The following is a 20,624-nucleotide window of genomic DNA, read 5'->3' on the forward strand; positions in this document are numbered from 1 at the left end:
GCGGCGTGAGCAGCCAGGAGGGCAGGCCGCCGGCAGCCGCCGCGATTCCTGACCTCTCGCTGGAACTCTGGCTGGCCCACCTCGAAAGTCTCCACCCGCGCGGGCAGGCGGGAATCGAGCTGGGGCTGGAACGGGTCCGGCGCGTCAAGGAGGAGTTGGGTCAGCATCCGCAATGCCCGCTGATCACTGTCGGCGGCACCAACGGCAAGGGTTCGACCTGCGCCTATCTCGAAGCGATCTACCGCTTTGCCGGTTACCGCGTGGCCTGCTATACCTCGCCGCATCTCCTGGAGTACAAGGAGCGGGTGCGCATTGATCGAATCCCGGTAGAAGACGCCGATCTGTGCGAGGCCTTTGCCCGGGTTGAGGCGGCGCGACAGGCGGCTGGCGCTGTCGCACTGACTTATTTCGAGTTTGGTACTTTGGCCGCCATCGAGGTCTTCCGCGTCCGTGAGGTCGAAGTCATGATTCTCGAAGTCGGGCTGGGCGGGCGCCTCGATGCGGTCAATGCCTACGATCCCGATTGTGCCGTGGTGACCAGTGTCGCCCTCGATCATACCGACTGGCTCGGTCCGACACGCGAGAGCATCGGCTTCGAGAAGGCCGGCATTTTTCGTGCGGGCAGACCGGCAGTGTGTGCGGACCCCGATCCACCGTCATCGCTGCTGGCGCATGCGCAGGAGCTGGGCGCCGAACTGCACCTGCTGGGTCGTGATTTCGGCCATTTCGGAGACCGGCTGCAATGGACCTTCTGGCGGCATGGCGGCCGGCGGCGTGGTGGCCTGGCGAATCCAGGTTTGCGTGGCGCCTGCCAGCTACGCAATGCCTCGGCGGCGCTCACAGTCGTCGACCTGCTTGGACAGCGTTTGCCGGTTTCGATGCAGGCGATACGGCGCGGGCTGATCGAACTGGATTTGCCAGGGCGTTTTCAGGTGTTGCCGGGCCGCCCGGCAATCATCCTCGATGTGGCGCACAATCCACAGGCGGTGAGTGCCCTGGCAGACAATCTGCGCGACATGGCTTTCTTCACCAGGACGATTGCCGTCGTCGGCATGCTTGCCGACAAGGACATTGCCGGCTCGCTGGCACCCTTGGCCGGCATGGTTGACACCTGGCTGCTGGCCGACCTCGATGTGCCGCGTGGCGCGTCGGCGGCAGTCCTGGCGACTGCCATCAACGGCGCTGGCCTCGCTGGCCACGTCGAATGCTTTGCCTCACCGGCGCAAGCCTTCGCGCGTTCTCCCGAGCTGGCCGGGGAAAATGGTAGAATTATCGTCTTTGGATCGTTCTACACGGTCGCGGCCATCCTGCACAGCATGCATTTGGTCGATGATCGAAGCGACGCGAGTGGACTCCACCGATGACTGAATCACCTGACCCGCAACTGCAACTCAAGAAACGGGCTCGCCGCCGCCTCGTGGGTGCGGTCGCGTTTGCAGGACTGGCTGCCGTGATTCTGCCGATGGTCCTGGACGAGGAACCGAAGCAGTCGGTGCAGGACGTGCCGATACGCATCCCCGGTCAGGAGCAGTTGCCTTACCAACCCAAGGAACTGGCTGCCAGGGCAGCAGCCCCCGCAGCGGTTGCCGCTGGCGAGCCGCAGATGGCGGCGGGTGGCGCGTCTCCGCAATCGCCAGTGGCCGTGCCGCTTGCCAGGCCGGCTGCTGCTCCCGCCGCTGCCCCGGTCGTCAAGCCCGTCGAGAAAAGCGGCGACAAGGCTGTCCATGTCGCCAAACCGACGGAGAAAGTACCAGAGAAAGCGGCCGACAAGAAAGTCATCAAGCCGGCAGAGAAGGTGCCGGAGAAGACGGTCGACAAGAAATCCGACAAACTGGCGGAGACCTCGCCGGACAAGGCGGCCAAAACCGCTAAGCCTGTTGAAAAGGCGATCGAAAAGGCGCCTGAAAAGCCGATCGAAAAGAAAGTCGAAAAGAAGGTCGAAAAAAACTGCCGACAAGCTGCCTGAAAAGGCGATCGAGAAAACGGCCGAGAAGCCGCCTGAAAAAGCGCCGGTCAAGAAGGTCGACAAACCCGCCGAGAAAACGTCCGAGACCGCTTCCGAAGACGCCGTCAAACCTTCTGCCGACGATGCCTCGCATACGGCGCCAGCCGGCAAACCGCCTGAAGCCGCAGCAGCAAAATCTGGCGGGCAGCGGGTGATTCTGATCGGGGCTTTTGTCAATGCCGAAAACGTCAAGCAGTTGCAGAGCAAGATCAGCGCAGCCGGTGTCAATAGCTATACCGAAGTTCTTGATTCACCGGACGGCAAGAAAACGCGCGTGCGCGCCGGCCCTTTCCCAAATCGAGAAGCCGCCGAGAGGGCTCTCGAACAACTGAAGAAAATTGGCGTCACTGGAGTCGTCGCCGGTCGGCAATGACAGTCTTCGACTACCTTGTGCTGCTGATCGTCGCAACTTCCCTGTTGCTGGGCATGTGGCGTGGCGTGGTGGGCGAGATCATTGCCCTGGTCGCCTGGGTGCTGGCTTTCTTCGCGGCGAAGTGGTGGGGGACACCGCTTGCCCATTGGTTCACGGCCATTTCCGATCCGACGCTACGCATCGTTGCCGGCTGGGTGGCGGTGTTCATGGCCACGCTGGTCATCATGGCGCTTCTTCGCCTGACCGTGCGTAGCCTGATCAAGGCGCTGGGAATGACTCTGAGCGATCGCCTCCTGGGACTCCTCTTCGGTGTTGCCCGTGGCCTGGCGATCGTTCTGCTCCTGGTTGCCGTTGGCGGCATGACGCGTTGCCGAAAGAGAAGTGGTGGAGTGAGGCGTATTTCGCTGCCCCGCTCGAAACGGCCGTTCTGGCCAGCAAGCCCTGGTTGCCATCCGATGTGGCGAAACGAATCAGGTTTGGGTAGGGAAAAAGACTATGTGCGGAATTCTCGGGGTTGTCGCAACTACGCCGGTGAACCAGTTGCTTTATGATGGACTCATGGTCCTGCAGCATCGCGGACAGGACGCCGCCGGCATCGTCACCGCCGAGAACGACGCTTTTCACATGCACAAGGGGTCTGGGCTGGTGCGCGACGTTTTTCGCACCCGCAACATGCGGGCTCTGCCGGGCAACATGGGGATCGCCCATTGTCGCTACCCGACCGCCGGTTCGGCTTTCGACGCAGCCCTCTCGCAACCCTTTTATGTGAACTCGCCGTTCGGGATCGTTCTCGGGCACAACGGCAACCTGACCAACGCCGAGCACCTCAAGGAAGAGATGTTCTGTCAGGATCTGCGGCACATCAATACCAGTTCGGATTCGGAGGTGCTGCTGAACACGCTGGCGCACGAACTGCAGGCGACAGCCAAGGGATGTCGCCTGGATCTCGATACCATCTTTGCTGCGGTGGCGGCCGTGCATCGTCGTTGCCGGGGTGCCTACGCGGTGATAGCGATGATCGCCGGTCACGGCCTGCTCGCGTTCCGTGATCCCTTCGGCATTCGGCCGCTGATTTTCGGAACCAACGAGACCCCAGAGGGTACCGAATACCTGTTTGCTTCCGAGTCGGTTGCGCTCGATACTCTGGGTTTCCAGGTCCTTCGCGACGTCGACCCCGGCGAGGCAATCTTCATCGATCTCGATCACCGTATGCATCAGCGCCAGTGTGCGCAGCATGCGGCACTGTCCCCCTGCATTTTCGAATTCGTCTATCTGGCGCGGCCGGACTCGGTGATCGACGGGGTCTCGGTTTATGAAGCACGCTTGAGTATGGGTGAGCATCTCGCTGACAAACTGCTCAAACACATTCCCGTCGATCAGATCGACGTGGTCATCCCGATTCCCGATTCGAGTCGCCCTTCGGCGATGCAACTGGCACAGCGCATCGGCGTCCCGTACCGCGAAGGTTTTGTCAAGAACCGCTACATCGGCCGCACTTTCATCATGCCCGGCCAGGCGACGCGGGCGCGCTCGGTTCGCCAGAAACTGAACACCGTGGCGCAGGAATTCAAGGGCAAGCGCGTCCTGCTGGTCGATGACTCGATTGTGCGCGGCACGACCAGCCGCGAGATCGTCGAGATGGCGCGAGCAGCCGGAGCATTGAAGGTCTATTTCGCATCCGCTTCGCCGCCGGTGCGTTACCCGAATGTTTACGGAATCGACATGCCGACGCGTAGCGAGCTGATCGCGACCGGCCGCACCGGCGAGGAGATTGCCCGTGAAATCGGTGCCGACGCCTTGGTCTATCAGGATCTGGATGCACTCAAGGCTTCGATCCGTGAATTGAAACCGTCGCTTTGCCATTTCGATACTTCGTGCTTTGATGGTTGTTACGTGACCGGCGATGTCAGTGCAGAGTACCTGACGGCCATCGAGATGGCCCGTGAGGGTCACCACCCAACGACGAAGGAAGAGCGCTGGGCGTCAAAACAGTTGCATCTCAACCTGCTGTCGGCAGGCTGAGCATGATGGAGAACAGCATGGAGAGCAAGCGCAGACCTTCCCTGGAGACGCTGGCGGTGCGAGCGGGTCAGGAGCGTAGCCAGTTCAACGAGCACAGTGAAGCGCTCTACCTGACCTCGAGTTTTGTCTTCACTTCTGCTGCAGAGGCAGCCGCCCGTTTTTCCGGTGAGCAAGAAGGCAATGTGTACTCGCGCTTCACCAATCCGACAGTCGCTGTTTTCCAGGATCGCCTCGCCGCCCTGGAAGGTGCAGAGGCGTGTATTGCCACCGCCTCCGGGATGTCGGCGATCCTCTCGCTGGTGATGGCGCTCTGCAGCAGCGGCGATCACATCGTCGCCTCAACGGGTTTGTTCGGGGCCACGCAGCAGTTGCTCGGTACCATCATGCCGCGCTTCGGGATCCAGACCAGCTTTGTCGCCCAGACCGATGTCGCGGCCTGGCATGCCGCGATGCGGCCGGAAACGAAGCTGTTCTTCCTCGAAACCCCGTCGAATCCGCTGACCGAGATTGCCGACATTGCTGCTCTGGTAGGCATTGCGCACGCGCAGGGCGTGCTGGTGGCGGTCGATAACTGTTTCTGTACGCCGATTCTCCAGAGCCCGCTTGACCTCGGAGCGGATCTGGTCGTTCATTCGGCGACCAAATTTCTCGATGGGCAGGGCCGGGTTCTCGGTGGCGCGGTCGCCGGGCCGAGGAAACTGACCGATGAAGTGTTCAAGTTCCTGCGCACCGCCGGTCCGACGCTCTCCGCGTTCAACGCCTGGGTGTTGCTGAAAGGGATGGAGACGCTGCAGATTCGCCTCGAGGCGCAGTCGTCAAAGGCGCTGCAGTTGGCGCGATGGCTGGAAGATCATCCGCGGGTGGCGCGCGTCTACTATCCCGGCCTGCCTTCTCATCCGCAGTTCGAACTCGCGCAACGCCAGCAGAAAGGCGGTGGTGCCATTGTTTCCTTCGAAGTCAAGGGAGCCCGTGCAGAAGCCTGGAAGATCGTGGATCGCTGCCGCTTGCTGTCGATCACGGCCAATCTCGGCGACACCAAAACCACCCTGACGCACCCATCCTCGACCACGCACGGCCGTATCACGCCGGAGCAGCGGGCGGCGGCTGGCATCACCGAGGGCTTGTTGCGCATCGCCGTGGGTCTCGAAGCCGTCGTCGATCTGCAGGACGACCTCGAAACCGGGTTGTCGTTGATTTAGCGGTCGTTGCCGACAACAGGTTCCCTGCGTTTTGGCCGAGCCAGGTCTTCGCGCTCGCTGGCGGCTTTTCTGAGCGCCTCCTTGACCGCTTCCGGCATCATCGCGTAGGTCATCAGGCTGGAGCCGATGCAGACCAGCCAGAAGAGCAGGAAGCCCGTCGAGTAGGTCGCTATTGCCGACCATTGCACCAGTTCGCCAAACAGGTATAACTGTGCCGGATCGATCATCGTGAAGAAGATCACCTCGGCGATTCCCGCGGCGATGAACGCAGGCCACAGTACCCAGATCACGTGTTTCATGCTTTTCTCCATAAGTGCGCTTGCATGCAAGCGCCAATCGATTTCCCGACGCTGCAAGGGCCAGCGTCAGCGCATTCTGCCTGGACTGGCCACGAACAACTGCGGGTCGACCATCGCCCCGTTGAGAATCACGCTCCAGTGCAGGTGTGGACCGGTGGCGCGGCCGCTCATTCCGGACAGGCCGAGCCGCTGGCCCTTGCCAACCGTCTCGCCGGTCTGCACATCGATGCGCTCGAGGTGGCAGTACATGCTGATCAGGCCGTTGCCGTGGTCGACAAACACGGTCTGGCCGTTGAAAAAAATAATCACCGGTGGCGAGCACGATGCCGTGGGCATTAGCCTTGACGGCGCCGCCGCGTGGCGAGGCGATGTCGAAGCCCGCATGTGGCGAACGTGCCTCACCGTTGAAAAAGCGCCGCACACCGAAGCGGCCGGTGAGTCGACCCGCCGCCGGCAGGATGAAGTCGGTGTCGGTATCGTCGGCATCGCGCCAATGGCGCTTGATGCCCTGGATGGCGGCGATTTCGCCCTCGACGCGCGCTAGATCACTGGCCGAGAGCTGCACCTTGCTGCTGTCCTTGAGCGTGATTCGTTGTTCCGGATAGTCCTTGGCGCTGACATGAAAATGCACGCGGCGCGATTTTCCCTGTTCAGTCGCCTGGTCCTTTTCCTCCACCCGCAGTGCGTACGTTCCGGGGGGAGTGTCCAGCGCCAGACCGACCACGCCGACCCATTGACCGGCGTCGGCAGCGACCAGCACCGGCTGTTCACCGAGCCAGGCGCGTGGCGGTCTGGCGCCAGTCGCGACCGGGCCGAGCGAAACCACCGCCACGCCGCCGGGGACGCTGGCTGCCCTGGGCAAGGCGGCGTGCGTGAGCGAGGGTAACAGCAGGGGAAGCAAGAATCGCAGGCACAGGGCGACACGCTGGCGGAGCGTCATGGCATCCACCCCGCTACAGCGACGCAGCGCTGAAAGTGTCGCACTGGCGGACGTCGCCGCTGTCCATACCCCGCTTGAACCAGCGTACGCGTTGTTCGGAAGTGCCGTGGGTGAAGGATTCGGGGACGATCTGGCCCTGCGTCTGGCGTTGCAGGCGGTCGTCGCCAATCGCTGACGCTGCGGTCAGCGCCTGTTCGGTCTCTCCCGGTTCGAGGATTTTCTGCATGCTGTCGGCGCGATGGCCCCAGACGCCGGCAAAGCAGTCGGCCTGCAGTTCGAGCCGCACGGACAGCGCATTGGCGGCGGCCCGGTTGCCGCTTTTCTGCTGTGCCGCATGCACCTTGTCGGAAATGCCCAGCAGGTGCTGTACGTGATGACCGACTTCGTGTGCGATCACGTACGCCTGGGCGAACTCGCCGGGTGCGTGAAAGCGTTCTCTGAGATCGCGGTAGAACGCCAGGTCGATGTAGACCTTCTGATCGGCCGGACAATAAAAAGGACCCATGGCAGACTTGCCCGTGCCGCATGCGGTCGGTGTGGCGCCGGCGAACAGCACCAGTTTTGGTTCCTGGTAACGGCGTCCGGCCTCACGAAAAACCGTCTGCCAGGTCGCTTCGGTGCTGCCGAGTACCTTGGCGACAAAGCTCGCCATTTCATCATTGGCCGGGGGCTTCGCTGCCGGGCGTGCTGCGGACGAAGTGTTGTGGCTGCTGTTCGAAACCAGTCCAAGGATCACCGCCGGGTCGATGCCGAAAAAATAGCCGGCGGCGAGGGCGACCAGCAGTGTCCCGATGCCGACGCTGCCGGCCACGACGCCGCCACCTCGCCGGTCTTCGACGTTCTGACTCTCGCTCTGATCATCCAGGCGCATGGTTTGTCCCTGAGACACACTTGCAATGCTGCCGATGTTAACAGAACGTGGGCAAGATTACATCGCTGAAAGGCACTGTCAAAATAGGGGTTGTATTTCGCGACGGGAAGGCCTACAGTGGCTTCGCCAATGTCGGCAGCCACAAGGAGAAGCGTATGGGGAAACTAACCGCCGGCCTGTTGGCCGTGGCGCTGGCGCTATCAAGTGCACATGCTGTCGCCTGCTCGGCTGAAAAAGCCAAGGATGGGCAAACCGAAATGAGCACTCCGGCCAAACCCAAGACCTGACTTGTCGGTGTATGCAACACGCGCGGCGCGTACCTCTGGTATCGCGCCGCGTTACGTTTCAGCTCATTGTCGTCCGGCCACGGGCGAGGGATATTCAGCATGGCCCAACTCGTTCTTTTGCCCGGCAAGGATCGCTCGCTTGCTCGTCGCCACCCCTGGATTTTTGCGGCCGCGGTAGAGAAGCTCAGCGGTCGCGCGCGACCGGGCGATACCGTCGATGTCGTCGCTGCCAATGGGCGTCCTCTGGCGAAAGCGGCGTGGAGCCCGGAATCGAAAATCCGCGCCCGCGTGTGGACCTTCAACCCCGACGAGATCGTCGACGATGCCTTCTTCAAACGCCATATCCAGGCCGCCGTCGAACGCCGTCAGCTGACACCGGAATTGCGCGGGCAGGACGGTCTGCGGCTGGTTCATGGCGAGTCCGATGGCCTGCCGGGCCTGATTGCCGATCGCTACGGCGACACCGTCGTGCTGCAACTGACGGCGACCGGCCCCGAGAAATGGCGGCAGGCGATCATCCATGCACTGCAGCGTGCGACTGTCTGTGCGCGCATCTACGAGCGTTCGGATTCACATGTTCGTCGCCTCGAAGGGTTGCCGCCGGTGACCGGCTGGGTGTTCGGTGCGGCACCCGCAGAAAGACTCTGCATCGTCGAAAACGGCGTGCGCATGCAGGTCGACGTCGTTGCCGGCCACAAGACCGGTTTCTATCTCGACCAGCGTGACAACCGCCTGCTGACGCGCACCCTGGCCGCCGACCGCGCGACGCTCAATTGTTTCTGCTACACCGGTGGATTTTCGCTGCAGGCGCTCGCCGGCGGCGCCAGCAGCGTGCTTTCGATCGACTCGTCAGGGCCGGCGCTGGCTACGGCCATCGACAACCTGGCGCTCAACCCGCAGCTCGACGCGAACCGGGCCGAGTGGCGCGAGGCCGATGTGTTCACCGAATTGCGCGCGCTGAAGAGCGCCGGGCAGCATTTCGACCTGATCATTCTCGACCCGCCCAAGTTCGCCCCGTCGGCCGCGCATGCCGAGCGCGCTGCACGCGCCTACCGGGACATCAATGCTTATGCCTTCCGTCTGCTCAATCGCGGTGGCCTGCTGATGAGCTACTCGTGTTCGGGGGGCATCAGCAGCGAGTACTTTCAGCGCATTGTCGCCGATGCCGCCGTCGATGCCGGCCGTGACGCGCGCATCCTGCGCCGTCTCGCCGCGCCGCCGGATCATCCGGTAGCGCTGCATTTCAGCGAAGGGGAATATCTCAAGGGCCTGCTCTGTCAGGTCGATTGAGCCAGTGCGCTAACCACCTCCCCAGACCTGCTTGACGCGCGCGTCGCGGCCGCAACTCTGACGGTAATAGGTATAGCGGATCGGGTTTTTCTTGTAGTAGTCCTGGTGATACTCCTCGGCCGGATAGAAAGCGGCAGCGGCGGCGATTTCGGTCTCGATGCGCGGCAGCTTGCCACTTGCCAGCAGGGCGTCACGGCTGCTTTCGGCGGCCTTGCGCTCGGCCTCGTTCTGCCAGTAGATGCCGCTGCGGTATTGCGTGCCAATGTCGCAGAACTGCCGGTTCTTGACGGTCGGATCGATGTGCCGCCAGAAATAGTCGAGGAGTTGTGGATAGCTGACCTTCTGCGGGTCGTAGCTGACGCGGATGGCTTCGGTGTGTCCGGTGTTGCCTGCACTGACCTGTTCGTAGCTCGGGTTGACCGTCTGACCACCGGTATAGCCGGACTCGGCGCCGAGCACGCCCGGCAGTTTCTCGAAATCCGCCTCGATACACCAGAAGCAGCCGCCAGCAAAAATCGCCGTTCTGGTTTCGGCTCTCTTGTCGGCGGCTGGCTCGGCAGCGCCGGCGCCACCGCCAAGCGCCAGCAGCCACAACGCTGCCATGAGCAGGCGCGTGCTCATGTCCGCAATGCCGGTAGTGGCTCGGCGCGCGGCACGAATTGCAGGGCCACGCCGTTGTTGCAGTAGCGCTTGCCGGTGGGCTTGGGACCGTCGTTGAAAACGTGCCCCTGATGGCCGCTGCAGCGGGTGCAGTGGTACTCGGTGCGCGGATAGATCAACTTGAAGTCGGTTTTGGTGGCTACCGCTTCTGGCAGGGGTTGCCAGAAGCTGGGCCAGCCAGTACCGCTCTCGTATTTTGCCGAACTGTCGAAGAGTGGCAGGTAGCAAGCGGCACAGATGAAGGTGCCGTCGCGTTTCTCCTGGTTCAGCGGGCTTGTTCCGGCACGTTCGGTATCTTCCTCGAAGAGCACGCGATAAGCGGGCAGTGGCAGCAGGGTGGCCCATTCGGCTTGCGATTTCCGCAATTTATTGCCAGCGGCCTCGCTGGCCCAACCCGGGCCGGGGGCGGCTACAGGCAGGATGAAGGCGGATATGCCGCCCAGCCATTTCAGTGATTGACGACGATCCATGATGTTCTCCAGTAAAAACGGTTTGCGAATTCCCGCTGGCCAGGCTCAGTCGGGCATCAGTAACATTCGGCCGAAAAGCGCCGTGTCAGTTCCCCAAGCCAGCGATCCGCCGGCAGACGCCTGGCCGGGCAGGGCAGGGCACCGAGGCCTTTCCTGGCGAAGGTTTGCTCTATGGTCGTTGACCGGAGAAGAAAACTTACGTCTTTCTTCGCATCGCCAATCCTTGTCCTGCGGGTGAATCCCGACATTCGCAACTGTGTAGCATCTATGGGCGGGCTGTGATTAAATTCGCAGCCATGATGCTTCCCCATGCCACCCCTGTCGAGACCGCTGCAGAAGCGGAAACCGCCGTCTTGCTGATTCGCCGCACGGGTGCGCGCGCCACCCCGGCACGGCTGCGGGTCCTGCGGCTGCTGCGCGCTGCGCCGGCGGCGCTGACCCACCACCAGATCGAGCAGGCGCTCGGTGATCTGGCCATCGATCGGGTGACGCTCTATCGGGTGCTCGACTGGCTGGTCGAGAGCGGACTCGCGCGCCGCACGACCGATGCACAGCGGACGTTCCGCTATTCGCTTGCCGCTGGCGGTGAGCATGCCGCACATACCCATTTCCGCTGCGAAGACTGCGGGCGGGTGTTCTGCCTCGACGCTGCGCCGCCGGTGCCGCCCAGTCTGCCGGAAGGCTTCTGCCTGTCGCGCATCGAACTCGATCTGTGTGGCCGCTGTGCCGAGTGTACCGGCGAACGCCGATGAACCCTGTTGCATCCCTTCGATGTTTCCAGGCGAATTCACGCTGACCCTGCGTCGCCATCCGGCAACACCTGCCCCGGTGGTGCGCACGATCGAAGTGCATGCGGCGCGTGCCGCCGGTGGAGGCATTGCCCTGGCCTACTGCCTGCGCGGTGACATGGCCCGCCTGCGGATTCCGGCGCCACAGCCACCCGAACCTGCCGATGGACTCTGGGAACACAGTTGTTTCGAAGCCTTTGTCGGCGTCCTTGGCGAGGCCGGCTACCACGAGTTCAACTTTTCGCCGTCGGGTCAATGGGCGGCGTATGCGTTTTCCGGCTACCGCCAGCGCGACGACAGTCGGGTCCTGCTGGTGCCGCCGCAGATCACCGCCAAGCTGTTCGCCGGCAGGCTGGAACTCGAAGCCGTCATTGCCGCCGCCGTGCTGCCACCGCGAGCCGCCACGGCAACATTGCAGATCGGTCTGTCCGCCGTTGTCGAAGCCGCCGACATCATCGACGGCAGCCATAGCTACTGGGCCTTGCATCATCCGGCGGCCTTGCCCGATTTTCACCACCGCGACGGCTTTGCCCTCGAACTGGCGCCAGCGCACGAGTCAAGCTAACGGTCATGACTTTTCCAGGCACCCCCCGATCATGAAAGTCATGACCGTTTCCCTCCCTTGCAGGGCGCATTCCGGCTTGCACGCCGGAATCGTTCGATGGGCGCAGAGCATGCTCTGCGAATTCCCCATCTCACCCCCGACCCCTCCCCCACGAGTGGGGAGGGGAGATTCGTGAGTCGCTGACGCGACTTGCAGATTGAAGGAATCCAGAATGCCCGCCCTGCAATTCGGACTCGATCGCCTGCTCACCGACCCGGCCTTGCGCCGGCCCCTGCGCGGCCGTCGTCTGGCCCTGCTGGCGCATCCGGCGTCGGTCAGCGCCGATCTGAGGCATGCCCTCGACGCCCTGGCCGCTTTGCCCGATCTGCACCTCACCGCAGCCTTCGGCCCGCAGCATGGCTTGCGCGGCGACAAGCAGGACAACATGGTCGAGTCGCCCGAGTTTCTCGACCCGCTGCACCACATTCCGGTGTTCAGCCTGTACGGCGCCGTGCGGCGGCCGACGCCGGCGATGATGGCGACTTTCGACGTGCTGCTGGTCGACCTGCAGGACCTCGGCTGCCGCATCTACACTTTCATCACCACCTTGCGCTACGTGCTCGAAGCTGCTGCCGAGCACGGCAAGGCGGTATGGATCCTCGATCGCCCCAATCCGGCGGGACGTCCGCTGGAGGGACTGCTGCTGCGTCCCGGCTGGGAGAGCTTCGTCGGCGCCGGGCCACTGCCGATGCGGCACGGTCTGACCATGGGCGAACTCGCCGGCTGGTTCATCAGCCGCCTTGCTCTCGACCTGGACTGGACGCTGATCCCCATGCAGGGCTGGCTTCCCGAGGCGGCGCCCGGCTATGGCTGGCCGCTCGGCGAGCGCTGCTGGATCAACCCCAGCCCGAACGCCCCGAACCTGTCGATGGCGCGTTGTTATGCCGGCACGGTGATGCTCGAAGGCAGCACGCTCTCCGAAGGCCGTGGCACGACGCGCCCGCTGGAGCTTTTTGGCGCGCCGGACATCGACGCGCGCCAGCTGCTGCTGAGCATGGACGCGCTCGCAGCGCACTGGCTGCAGGGCTGCCGACTGCGCGAATGCTGGTTCGAACCGACTTTCCACAAACACGCCGGGCAGCTCTGCCACGGCGTGCAGATCCATGTCGACGATGGCTGCTACCGACCCGCCAGTTTCCGCCCCTGGCGCCTGCAGAGCCTGGCTTTCAAGGCGCTGCGGCAACTGCAGCCGGACTATCCGCTGTGGCGCGATTTTGCCTACGAATACGAATTCGATCGCCGGGCCATCGACCTGATCAACGGTTCGCCCTTGCTGCGCGAGTGGGTCGATGACCCGACCGCGACGCCGGCCGACCTCGACGCCCTGTGCCGCAGCGACGAGGAGGCCTGGGCGCAGGCGCGTCAGGAATTCCTGCGGTATTGAACCGGGTCGCTCGCCGACTGGTCGCCGTCAACTGCTGCTGGTCGAGGACGACGACGCGATCGCCGCCGCGCTGCGTCTGCACCTCGAAGAGGCCGGCTATCGCCTGCATCGCGAGTCCGACGGCTTGCAGGCGATGGCGGCGATCGATCGCCAGCGCTGGGACATGGTTCTGCTCGACCTGATGCTGCCCGGCGCCGACGGTTGGGACGTCTGCCGTCACCTGCGGGCGCAGCACGCGGATGTGCCGGTGATCATGCTCAGCGCCCGTTCGGCCGAGGCACACCGTATTCTGGGCCTCGAACTCGGGGCCGACGATTACCTCGCCAAGCCGTTCTCGATGCTCGAACTGGTGGCGCGCGTGCGGGCACTCCTGCGACGTATCGAGCAATTGCGTTCGTCGCCGGCGCCGGCATCGGAATTGCGCTTTGGCCCCTTCCGGCTCGATACCCTTCGCCGCGAGCTGCTGCGTGGCGCCGAAGCCGTTCCACTGACCCTTCGTGAATTCGACCTGCTGTACTTCCTGGTCCGTCATCCGGGCCGGGCCTTCAGTCGCAGCGAACTTCTGCAGCGCGTCTGGGGCGCCGCTTTCGACGGTTACGAACACACCGTGAATTTGCATATCAACCGCCTGCGGACCAAGATCGAAGATGACCCGCGCGACCCGCGCCGGATCGTCACCGTCTGGGGCGTCGGCTACCGCTTTGAAGAGACGCCCGCGTGATCGCTGCCCGCTCCTTCACCACCCGCCTGACGCTGCCCCTGCATCGCCTGGCTGGCCGCATGCGCGACTACTCGCTGCGGACGCTGTACGCCGCCGACGCCCGGCGCGACCGCTCGCCGACCAGCGGCGACGAAGTCAGCGCCATTGCCGCGGCCTTTGCCGAGATGACGCAGCGTATCGAGGCGCAGACGGCGCGCGAACAACAGCAGGCAAGCGCGCACCGCGAGATGATGGCCAGCGTCGCGCACGATCTGCGGACGCCCCTGACGGCGCTGCACGGCCATCTCGAAGCGATGGCCGGCAAGACACCCGCCGAACCGGGGCGGTGCGCTCGCCTGCTGGCCGCGGCGCTGGCGCAGAGCGACAAGGTACGCCGCCTGTCGCAGCAGTTGTTCGAGCTGGCGGCGCTGCAGTCCACCGACCAGGTGCTGCACTGCGAGCGTTTCCGGCTCGACGAACTGGTCACCGATGCCGTGCAGAAGTTCGATCTCGTCGTGGGCAGCGGCCTTGAGGACGGTGGTCTGGGTGTCGGTGAGTTTGGCTTGGGTGGTCATGATGATTGCCGGTGGTTAATGGGCGTCGTCACTCGTCGTCACTCGCCGTCGCCGCCGAGGATCGCCAGCAACTCGTCCAGCCCGGCCTCTACCCGCCCGAGGTTGCCAACGAGGCCCCAATGGATGGCATCGGGGTCGTGACCGAGGTGGTCGTCAGCGAGTTGCTGGAATCGTTCCAACTTGGCGTGGATAGCTGCAGTGCGGGCGAGATAGGCGTCCAGGGTGGTTTGCTTGGTGTCCATCGTTGGCTCCGTGATGTGATTGGCGACACCAGCATGAACGCGCTGTTCGATCAGGAAGCCTGGCTGAATGACGCGATAACGCGAGGAATTGTTGGGGCGATCAACTATGCAATCGGGCTGCCCCCTGTCTTGTCGACCCAAGAGTTGGTAAAGTGTCGGCTTTACGACTTGATTCGACTGTGACCAACTGTCTTTAAGGCAATTGGTGCGGGAACTGCCGATGAACGAGCATTGGGTGTCTGTTGAGCAGGTCGCCGAGCATCTCGGCGTAGTCCGGGATTCCATTTATCGATGGATTGACGCCAAAGGGCTTCCAGCCCACAAGATTGGCCGGCTTTGGAAGTTCAAGTTGTCTGAGGTGGATGACTGGGTGCGCGGTGGTGGTGCGCAGGACGACAACGACAAGCGACCGGCGATGAAACCCCAAAAGGACGCGGTCAGGAAAACAAAAAAATGCGACCGTGAAATCTGCGGTCCGACAGGACGATTGAATGGCACGGTTATCACTCGCCAAACTTGAACGGCATCTCTACGCTGCTGCAGACATTCTGCGCAGCAAGATGGATGCGTCGGAATACAAGGACTTCATCTTCGGCATGCTGTTCCTCAAGCGCTGCTCGGACGTCTTTGAGGCCGAGCGGGAGAAAGTCGTCGCCGACCACGGCGAGGCGTTTGCCTACGACCCGATGTTCTACGACAGCTTCTTCGTCCCATCGGAATCACGCTGGCAATATCTGATCGACAACCTCAATGCCGACCGTTACGCGACACTGCTCAACACTGCGCTGACCAAGCTTGGTGAACACAACGGTCCGCTGGAAGGTGTGCTCGACCATATCGATTTCATGAAGCAGGTCGGCAACAAGCGCGTCATCAACGACGAAGACTGCCGGGCACTTGCGCGACACTTCAACCGTTACCGCTTCCGCAATGGCGACTTCCAGTTCTCCGATCTGCTCGGTGCCGCCTACGAATTCCTGATCAACATGTTCGCCGAATCGGCGGGCAAGAAAGGTGGGGATTTCTACACGCCGCGCGACGTGGTACGTCTGATGGTGCGACTGCTCAAGCCGGGACAAGGCATGAGCGTATATGACCCGACCTGCGGGTCGGGCGGCATGCTCATCCTGTCCAAGGAGTACGTGGAACAGTGCGGTGGCAACAGTGCCGATATGCGCCTCGCCGGGCAGGTGCTCGACGTGTCCGCGTGGACCATCTGCAAGCTCAACATGATTCTGCATGGCATCCCCGACGCCCATATCGAGCGCGAAGACACCCTGCTGCACCCCCTGCACCGTGAGGCCGGCGAACTGGAGCGCTTCGACCGGGTGATCGCCAATCCGCCATTCAGCCAGAACTATTCTCGCACCAACATGGAATTCCCCGAGCGCTTCCGCTGGGGGTGGTGTCCGACGACCGGCAAGAAGGGCGACCTGATGTTCGCCCAGCACATGCTGGCAGTGTGCAAGCCGACCGGCATGGTCGCCACCGTCATGCCCCACGGGGTGCTGTTCCGGGGCGGCGAGGAAAGAAAGATTCGCCAGAAGTGGATCGAGCAGGACTTGGTCGAGGCCGTCATCGGGCTACCGCAGAACCTTTTCTACGGCGCCACCATCCCCGCCGGCATCCTGGTGCTGCGCCCGGAGTCCAACCGAAAGCCGGCCGGCCGGCGCGGGCAGGTGTTGTTCATCAATGCCGACGCCGAATATCACGCCGGGCGCGCCCAGAACTACCTCAAGCCCGAACACGTGGAAAAGATCGTCTCCACCTTCGAGCGCTTCGAGAATGTGCCCGCCTATGCCCGTGCCGTGAGCGTGCAGGAACTCGCCGACAACGACTACAACCTCAACATCCGCCGCTACGTGGACAACGCCCCGCCACCGGAGCCCCACGACGTCAGGGCGCACCTGCAAGGTGGTATCCCGGTTGCGGAAATCGAAGCCAAGCGTTCGCTATTCGAGGCGGTCGGGCTGAACCCGGAGCATCTATTCACGTTTCGCAACGGGCCATCTGCCAGCAGTGCGCACAGCGCGCCGGGTGTTCGCGAACCATCGGCGCATTATCTCGCGGCCCAAACAAGCTATGCGGATTTTGCCGACATACTGGATAGCCGTGCCGACATCCGCCGGTTAATCGAGGCCGACACCGGCATCCGCGACCGGCGCGAACAGATATTCGCGGCCTGCGACGATTGGTGGGCTACCCACAGCCACCAGCTGGCTGATCTGCCCAATCGCCGTGACCTCAATGGGGTGCGCAGCGAGTTCCTGGAAACCTTTGGCGTTGCACTGTCGCCGATTGGCGCGCTGGATCGCTTCCAGCTTGCCGGCGTGGTGGCCGGCTGGTGGAGCGACAGCCTGCCCGACCTCAAGACGCTGATGGAGCGTGGCTTCGCCGGCGTCATCGAGGGCTGGCTGGATGCCATCGCCGATGCGCTGGAGGACGACGAAAGCAGTGGTCCGATCTTCGACCCGTTCACCCATCCGCTGGTGCTGAGCACCATGCAGGATTACCTGGCGCGCATCGAGGCCGAGCGCCAGGAGATCACCCGCCTGCGGGCCGAGAAGGAGGCATGGGAAGCCGAGAACCCGCCCGAGGACGAGGAGGAGGCCGAGGGCTGGAACTACGCCAGGAACCTGGAACGCCGCATCAAGGAACTCAAGGACAGCATCCGTGAAGACCTGAAGCGCTTCAAGGAACTGGAAAAGAAGCTCGGCATGAAGAAGTACGCCGGCAATACGGCGTTCGCCGCCGAGCACGCGGGCATCAAAGCTCAGCTCGCGCCGACGCTCGAGCAGATCGCGGCGCTGCAAGCGGAACTCGAACCCTATGAAACCATCACAGCCGATCTGGCCGCTACCCGTGCTCGCTATCGGGAACTGCTAAATCAATTCCTCGATACGCTCACCAAGCGGTGCAACGACATGAGTGGTGAGCAAACTGCCACGATGGTGCTGCGACTCTTGGAAGAGCGGGTACAAGCAGCACTGGATGGAGCCATTGCGAGAAGACGGCAGGTATTGATTTCTTGCATCGAACGACTTTGGGACAAGTACAGCGTCACGTTGCATCAGATGCAGCGAACGCAGCAAGCGCTGCGGGGCAGCGTCGGTCAGTTGCTTCAAGGATTGGGCTATGTGCTCTGAAGCCTTGCCGATGGATTCACCCTCACCTGTAGAACTGCCCGTCGGCTGGAGGGAGGTGCCGCTGCGTGCCGTGGCAGACACGAAATTCAGTAATGTCGACAAGCTCACCAAGTCCGGAGAACAGGCGGTACGACTGTGCAATTACGTTGACGTCTACAACAACGATTATATCACCGAAGCCATCGAGTTCATGGAAGCCACCGCATCGCAGCCCGAGATCGACAGGTTCCACCTTCAGGTCGGCGATGTGATCATCACCAAGGATTCCGAGACTCCCTACGATATCGGGACTCCAGCACGGGTGGACTACGCGACCGACGACTTGGTTTGCGGCTATCACCTCGCATTGCTGCGCCCTGATCAGGATGCTGTTGATTCCGACTATCTGAGCAAGCAGATTGGGCATTCTCGGCTGGCCGGATACTTTGCGCGGATGGCGAACGGCCTCACTCGATATGGGCTATCAGTTGGCGCCATCAGCAGCGCCCCTGTCTGGCTTCCCCCTCTGAACGAGCAGCGACAGATTGGTCGAGCCTTGAGGGAGATTGATACCGCCATCGAGCAAGCCGAAGCGCTGATCGCCAAGCTCAAGCAGGTGCGGGCGGGATTGCTGCATGACCTGCTGATAAGAGGAATCAATGACAACGGCGAAATTCGCGATCCCATCGCGCATCCCGAACAGTTCCAGAACTCCCCTCTTGGGTTGATTCCATGCGGCTGGACAATCGAGACGCTCGTCAGTCGTATCGCGCTTCCGCAGGGCCAAGTTGATCCTCGACTCGCGCCGTATTGCGATTGGATCCTCGTTGCGCCAGACCACGTCGAATCAGTGACGGGGCGGCTGCTTGCGAGTGTCACTGCGGCTGAGCAAGGTGCCATATCCGGAAAGTATGTGTTTGGCCCTGGCGACGTCATCTACAGCAAGATTCGCCCGTATCTTCGGAAAGCTGTTCTGGCCTCTGGTGAGGGTCTATGCAGTGCCGATATGTATCCCCTTCGCCCCAATGACGGAGTCCATCCGCGATTCCTACTTGCAGTTATCTTGGGCGAGCCATTCTCAAGATTCGCTTCCGCCGTTTCAATGCGTAGCGGATTTCCCAAGATCAACAGAGAAGAGTTGGCCGAGTTCGTTACGAGCTGGCCACCGTTCGATGAACAGCAGCGCATCGCAAGCGCCATCGAATTGTGTGACCGCGAGCAGGACGCGATTGAGAACGAACTGACAAAGTTGCATCTTTTAAAATCCGGCCTGATGGCCGATCTGCTCAGCGGCCGCGTCCGCGTACCAGCCGGCCTGGAGGTGGCCTGATGCCCCCTCTGCACAAACTCCTCGCTGATTTCCCGTCCAACCACCCCGACGACGGCAGGCGCGAACAGACTCTGCCCGAGCGCATCGCCGAACTCGAAGCGGAAAACGCGCACCTGCGCGCCGCGCTGGAGCAAATCGCCGGGTTTCCTCACGCGCCGGACGCCTGGATCGTCGCCCGCTCGGCATTGCAGCCGCTGAAGGAAAAGCCCGAGCGATGAGCTTCTCACCTCGCTTCGCCTATTCCCATGCGATGGTGCGCAACCTCGGCCTCATCGAGTCCGCTCGCGCCGTGGTGGATGTGCTGCCCCTGCCGCCGGATCAGGAGCTGCGCCTGAAGCAGGCGGCCCGGCAGCGGGCGACGCGCCATTCCACGCGCATCGAAGGCAACACCCTGAACTCGGAGCAAGTGGGGCAGGCGGTGATGGCGGTGGGCAAGAGTCAGACCGAAATGCAGCAGGAGGTGCGCAACTACTGGCGCGCGCTGGAGTGGATCGAGGAGCAGTTGGAGGCCAATCGGCACCCGTCCGAGGAATTCATCCGCGAGTTGCATAGCATCATCCTGGTGCGCGGCATGGGCCGGCGGGGCCTGCGCAGCGACTATCGCAGGGAGGAATGTCCGGTGGTGGATTTGGCTACCCGCCGCATCGACTACGCTCCGCCGACGCCCGCCGACGTGCCGGTATTGATGCGGGAACTGGTGGCCTGGTGGCAAGGCGAAGCGGCGGCTGCGCTGCCTGGCCCGGTGCGCGCCGGCCTGCTGGCGCACCGTTTCGTCAGCATCCATCCCTTCGGCGACGGGAACGGTCGCACGGCCCGTGCCCTGGCGACGGCCGAGTTGTGGCGCAGCGGCTACGAGATGCGCGGCTTCCTGTCGCTGGAGGAACACTACACGGCAGACCTCGGCGCCTATTACGACCATCTTCAGATGGGTCTGCCGGTGAATTTCTACGACGGGCGCCATGACCCGGACCACGGCCAGTGGCTGGAGTTTTTCCTGGCCACGATGGCGCGTGCGGCGGACGATCTGCGCCGTCAGGCCGTCGACCTTTATGCGCCCCATCGCCGTCGGGCGCCGCCTTGGGAATCGCTACGCCGGGTGCAGCAACAACTCCTGACGCGCCTGCTGATGCGTGGTTTGGAAACCGGTTCGGAAGGCCTCGCGTTCACCCCCTCCGACATGGTCGAGTGGTTCGGTATTTCCGCCAACACCGGACGGGAATGGCTGGACCGCTGGCGCGGTGAGGGATTCGTGGAGCCGGCCAGGGCCGGAGTTCAGCGCGTTCGAGCGTATGTGCTGAGCTCCAAGTGGCACAGCCTGTTACGTGAGGCTATTGCGTTTAGCGCAAGCGTTAACACAAGCAAAACCAGCAAAAAAATGACCGAGTGCAAAGCTAAATCAAATGGTTGTTGACGTATCCACCAAGAAATAACACAAGCCTGCGGACGCGGATAAGGGACTT

The 20,624-nt window shown here is 62.7% G+C and carries 24 protein-coding genes and 2 pseudogenes; 20 read left to right on the plus strand and 6 right to left on the minus strand.

Annotation, left to right across the window (positions count from 1 at the left end; all coding sequences use genetic code 11):
* Positions 1–5 precede the first annotated feature (5 nt).
* From folC to E4Q08_RS00115, 6 genes are all read left to right on the plus strand, one after another.
* Positions 6–1,364: a bifunctional tetrahydrofolate synthase/dihydrofolate synthase gene (gene folC / locus E4Q08_RS00090; RefSeq protein ID WP_169068911.1), complete on the plus strand. Its 1,359-nt coding sequence runs from the start codon at positions 6–8 to the stop codon at positions 1,362–1,364.
* The gene (locus E4Q08_RS00095; RefSeq protein ID WP_169068912.1) at positions 1,361–1,966 is read left to right on the plus strand and encodes a hypothetical protein; all 606 of its coding nucleotides are present in this window, start codon (positions 1,361–1,363) and stop codon (positions 1,964–1,966) included. The genes folC and E4Q08_RS00095 overlap by 4 nt, the downstream gene beginning before the upstream one ends.
* Positions 1,967–2,156: 190 nt before the next feature.
* On the plus strand, positions 2,157–2,378 hold the full coding sequence (locus E4Q08_RS00100; protein ID WP_169068913.1) for an SPOR domain-containing protein: 222 nt from the start codon (positions 2,157–2,159) through the stop codon (positions 2,376–2,378).
* A complete protein-coding gene (locus tag E4Q08_RS00105; protein WP_248594593.1) occupies positions 2,375–2,929 on the plus strand; it encodes a CvpA family protein in 555 nt (184 codons plus the stop codon). The genes E4Q08_RS00100 and E4Q08_RS00105 overlap by 4 nt, the downstream gene beginning before the upstream one ends.
* Positions 2,874–4,400 carry an amidophosphoribosyltransferase gene (purF, locus tag E4Q08_RS00110; protein ID WP_169068914.1) on the plus strand — a complete coding sequence of 509 codons (1,527 nt, stop codon included), beginning with the start codon at positions 2,874–2,876 and terminating at the stop codon, positions 4,398–4,400. Before E4Q08_RS00105 ends, purF begins: the two co-directional genes overlap by 56 nt.
* Before the next feature lie 17 nt (positions 4,401–4,417).
* On the plus strand, positions 4,418–5,599 hold the full coding sequence (locus tag E4Q08_RS00115) for an O-succinylhomoserine sulfhydrylase (protein WP_169068915.1): 1,182 nt from the start codon (positions 4,418–4,420) through the stop codon (positions 5,597–5,599).
* On the opposite strand, the gene E4Q08_RS24225 is transcribed toward E4Q08_RS00115, so the two are convergent.
* A complete protein-coding gene (locus E4Q08_RS24225) occupies positions 5,596–5,898 on the minus strand; it encodes a hypothetical protein (protein WP_248594594.1) in 303 nt (100 codons plus the stop codon). The genes E4Q08_RS00115 and E4Q08_RS24225 overlap by 4 nt on opposite strands.
* A 66-nt stretch (positions 5,899–5,964) precedes the next feature.
* Positions 5,965–6,147, minus strand: a complete 183-nt coding sequence (locus E4Q08_RS24230) for a M23 family metallopeptidase (protein WP_248594595.1) — start codon at positions 6,145–6,147, stop codon at positions 5,965–5,967.
* On the opposite strand from E4Q08_RS24230, the gene E4Q08_RS24235 reads away from it, so the two are divergent.
* Positions 6,146–6,442 carry a hypothetical protein gene (locus tag E4Q08_RS24235; protein WP_248594596.1) on the plus strand — a complete coding sequence of 99 codons (297 nt, stop codon included), beginning with the start codon at positions 6,146–6,148 and terminating at the stop codon, positions 6,440–6,442. The genes E4Q08_RS24230 and E4Q08_RS24235 overlap by 2 nt on opposite strands.
* Positions 6,443–6,565: 123 nt before the next feature.
* Here the strand turns inward: E4Q08_RS24235 and E4Q08_RS24240 are convergent.
* Both E4Q08_RS24240 and ypfJ read right to left on the minus strand, forming a co-directional pair.
* Positions 6,566–6,838 (minus strand): annotated as a pseudogene (locus E4Q08_RS24240) (M23 family peptidase); the annotation flags it as partial.
* 13 nt (positions 6,839–6,851) lie between these two features.
* Positions 6,852–7,709, minus strand: a complete 858-nt coding sequence (gene ypfJ, locus E4Q08_RS00130; RefSeq protein WP_169068916.1) for a KPN_02809 family neutral zinc metallopeptidase — start codon at positions 7,707–7,709, stop codon at positions 6,852–6,854.
* Between the two features lie 47 nt (positions 7,710–7,756).
* Here ypfJ and E4Q08_RS00135 point away from each other — a divergent pair, with 47 nt between their 5' ends.
* Together E4Q08_RS00135 and E4Q08_RS00140 are read left to right on the plus strand one after the other, a co-directional pair.
* Positions 7,757–7,996, plus strand: a complete 240-nt coding sequence (locus tag E4Q08_RS00135; protein ID WP_169068917.1) for a hypothetical protein — start codon at positions 7,757–7,759, stop codon at positions 7,994–7,996.
* 99 nt (positions 7,997–8,095) lie between these two features.
* Entirely contained in the window at positions 8,096–9,286 is a 1,191-nt protein-coding gene (locus E4Q08_RS00140) for a class I SAM-dependent rRNA methyltransferase (protein WP_169068918.1), read from the plus strand.
* A gap of 9 nt (positions 9,287–9,295) precedes the next feature.
* Here E4Q08_RS00140 and msrA read toward each other — a convergent pair whose 3' ends face one another.
* Together msrA and msrB are read right to left on the minus strand one after the other, a co-directional pair.
* A complete protein-coding gene (gene msrA / locus E4Q08_RS00145) occupies positions 9,296–9,907 on the minus strand; it encodes a peptide-methionine (S)-S-oxide reductase MsrA (RefSeq protein WP_034909103.1) in 612 nt (203 codons plus the stop codon).
* A complete protein-coding gene (msrB, locus tag E4Q08_RS00150; RefSeq protein WP_034909102.1) occupies positions 9,904–10,416 on the minus strand; it encodes a peptide-methionine (R)-S-oxide reductase MsrB in 513 nt (170 codons plus the stop codon). The genes msrA and msrB overlap by 4 nt, the downstream gene beginning before the upstream one ends.
* Before the next feature lie 296 nt (positions 10,417–10,712).
* Here msrB and E4Q08_RS00155 point away from each other — a divergent pair, with 296 nt between their 5' ends.
* The 11 genes and pseudogenes from E4Q08_RS00155 to E4Q08_RS00205 all read left to right on the plus strand — a co-directional run bounded on the left by E4Q08_RS00155 (position 10,713) and on the right by E4Q08_RS00205 (position 20,575).
* Complete coding sequence (locus E4Q08_RS00155; RefSeq protein WP_034909101.1) at positions 10,713–11,168, plus strand: Fur family transcriptional regulator; 456 nt, start codon at positions 10,713–10,715, stop codon at positions 11,166–11,168.
* A gap of 19 nt (positions 11,169–11,187) precedes the next feature.
* Entirely contained in the window at positions 11,188–11,769 is a 582-nt protein-coding gene (locus tag E4Q08_RS00160; protein ID WP_169068919.1) for a DOMON-like domain-containing protein, read from the plus strand.
* Between the two features lie 211 nt (positions 11,770–11,980).
* Positions 11,981–13,192 (plus strand): exo-beta-N-acetylmuramidase NamZ family protein, encoded by a 1,212-nt coding sequence (locus E4Q08_RS00165; protein ID WP_169068920.1) that lies wholly within the window; start codon positions 11,981–11,983, stop codon positions 13,190–13,192.
* Complete coding sequence (locus E4Q08_RS00170) at positions 13,098–13,913, plus strand: response regulator transcription factor (RefSeq protein WP_248594597.1); 816 nt, start codon at positions 13,098–13,100, stop codon at positions 13,911–13,913. The genes E4Q08_RS00165 and E4Q08_RS00170 overlap by 95 nt, the downstream gene beginning before the upstream one ends.
* Positions 13,910–14,608: a sensor histidine kinase gene (locus E4Q08_RS24245; protein ID WP_308240020.1), complete on the plus strand. Its 699-nt coding sequence runs from the start codon at positions 13,910–13,912 to the stop codon at positions 14,606–14,608. The genes E4Q08_RS00170 and E4Q08_RS24245 overlap by 4 nt, the downstream gene beginning before the upstream one ends.
* Positions 14,587–14,892, plus strand: a complete 306-nt coding sequence (locus tag E4Q08_RS00180; protein WP_169068921.1) for a hypothetical protein — start codon at positions 14,587–14,589, stop codon at positions 14,890–14,892. The genes E4Q08_RS24245 and E4Q08_RS00180 overlap by 22 nt, the downstream gene beginning before the upstream one ends.
* A 37-nt stretch (positions 14,893–14,929) precedes the next feature.
* Positions 14,930–15,109, plus strand: a pseudogene (locus tag E4Q08_RS24250) (helix-turn-helix domain-containing protein); the annotation flags it as partial.
* Positions 15,110–15,200: 91 nt separating this feature from the next.
* Complete coding sequence (locus E4Q08_RS00190; protein WP_169068923.1) at positions 15,201–17,855, plus strand: type I restriction-modification system subunit M; 2,655 nt, start codon at positions 15,201–15,203, stop codon at positions 17,853–17,855.
* Entirely contained in the window at positions 17,845–19,164 is a 1,320-nt protein-coding gene (locus E4Q08_RS00195) for a restriction endonuclease subunit S (protein WP_169068924.1), read from the plus strand. Before E4Q08_RS00190 ends, E4Q08_RS00195 begins: the two co-directional genes overlap by 11 nt.
* A complete protein-coding gene (locus tag E4Q08_RS00200) occupies positions 19,164–19,382 on the plus strand; it encodes a hypothetical protein (protein WP_169068925.1) in 219 nt (72 codons plus the stop codon). Before E4Q08_RS00195 ends, E4Q08_RS00200 begins: the two co-directional genes overlap by 1 nt.
* Positions 19,379–20,575, plus strand: a complete 1,197-nt coding sequence (locus tag E4Q08_RS00205; RefSeq protein WP_169068926.1) for a Fic family protein — start codon at positions 19,379–19,381, stop codon at positions 20,573–20,575. The genes E4Q08_RS00200 and E4Q08_RS00205 overlap by 4 nt, the downstream gene beginning before the upstream one ends.
* Positions 20,576–20,624: the final 49 nt, after the last annotated feature.

Source organism: Candidatus Accumulibacter contiguus, assembly GCF_012940005.1.
Lineage (GTDB): Bacteria > Pseudomonadota > Gammaproteobacteria > Burkholderiales > Rhodocyclaceae > Accumulibacter > Accumulibacter contiguus.

Excerpts from the sequence above, each read along its gene's own strand:
- E4Q08_RS00095 (WP_169068912.1), top strand. The coding sequence starts at position 1,361 with ATGACTGAATCACCTGACCCGCAACTGCAACTCAAGAAACGGGCTCGC.
- E4Q08_RS00105 (WP_248594593.1), top strand. The coding sequence starts at position 2,375 with ATGACAGTCTTCGACTACCTTGTGCTGCTGATCGTCGCAACTTCCCTG.
- purF (WP_169068914.1), top strand. The coding sequence starts at position 2,874 with ATGTGCGGAATTCTCGGGGTTGTCGCAACTACGCCGGTGAACCAGTTG.
- E4Q08_RS00115 (WP_169068915.1), top strand. The coding sequence starts at position 4,418 with ATGGAGAGCAAGCGCAGACCTTCCCTGGAGACGCTGGCGGTGCGAGCG.
- E4Q08_RS24225 (WP_248594594.1), bottom strand. The coding sequence starts at position 5,898 with ATGAAACACGTGATCTGGGTACTGTGGCCTGCGTTCATCGCCGCGGGA.
- E4Q08_RS24235 (WP_248594596.1), top strand. The coding sequence starts at position 6,146 with ATGCTGATCAGGCCGTTGCCGTGGTCGACAAACACGGTCTGGCCGTTG.
- E4Q08_RS24230 (WP_248594595.1), bottom strand. The coding sequence starts at position 6,147 with ATGTACTGCCACCTCGAGCGCATCGATGTGCAGACCGGCGAGACGGTT.
- ypfJ (WP_169068916.1), bottom strand. The coding sequence starts at position 7,709 with ATGCGCCTGGATGATCAGAGCGAGAGTCAGAACGTCGAAGACCGGCGA.
- E4Q08_RS00140 (WP_169068918.1), top strand. The coding sequence starts at position 8,096 with ATGGCCCAACTCGTTCTTTTGCCCGGCAAGGATCGCTCGCTTGCTCGT.
- msrA (WP_034909103.1), bottom strand. The coding sequence starts at position 9,907 with ATGAGCACGCGCCTGCTCATGGCAGCGTTGTGGCTGCTGGCGCTTGGC.
- msrB (WP_034909102.1), bottom strand. The coding sequence starts at position 10,416 with ATGGATCGTCGTCAATCACTGAAATGGCTGGGCGGCATATCCGCCTTC.
- E4Q08_RS00155 (WP_034909101.1), top strand. The coding sequence starts at position 10,713 with ATGATGCTTCCCCATGCCACCCCTGTCGAGACCGCTGCAGAAGCGGAA.
- E4Q08_RS00160 (WP_169068919.1), top strand. The coding sequence starts at position 11,188 with ATGTTTCCAGGCGAATTCACGCTGACCCTGCGTCGCCATCCGGCAACA.
- E4Q08_RS00165 (WP_169068920.1), top strand. The coding sequence starts at position 11,981 with ATGCCCGCCCTGCAATTCGGACTCGATCGCCTGCTCACCGACCCGGCC.
- E4Q08_RS00170 (WP_248594597.1), top strand. The coding sequence starts at position 13,098 with ATGACCCGACCGCGACGCCGGCCGACCTCGACGCCCTGTGCCGCAGCG.
- E4Q08_RS00180 (WP_169068921.1), top strand. The coding sequence starts at position 14,587 with ATGGATGGCATCGGGGTCGTGACCGAGGTGGTCGTCAGCGAGTTGCTG.
- E4Q08_RS00190 (WP_169068923.1), top strand. The coding sequence starts at position 15,201 with ATGGCACGGTTATCACTCGCCAAACTTGAACGGCATCTCTACGCTGCT.
- E4Q08_RS00195 (WP_169068924.1), top strand. The coding sequence starts at position 17,845 with ATGTGCTCTGAAGCCTTGCCGATGGATTCACCCTCACCTGTAGAACTG.
- E4Q08_RS00200 (WP_169068925.1), top strand. The coding sequence starts at position 19,164 with ATGCCCCCTCTGCACAAACTCCTCGCTGATTTCCCGTCCAACCACCCC.
- E4Q08_RS00205 (WP_169068926.1), top strand. The coding sequence starts at position 19,379 with ATGAGCTTCTCACCTCGCTTCGCCTATTCCCATGCGATGGTGCGCAAC.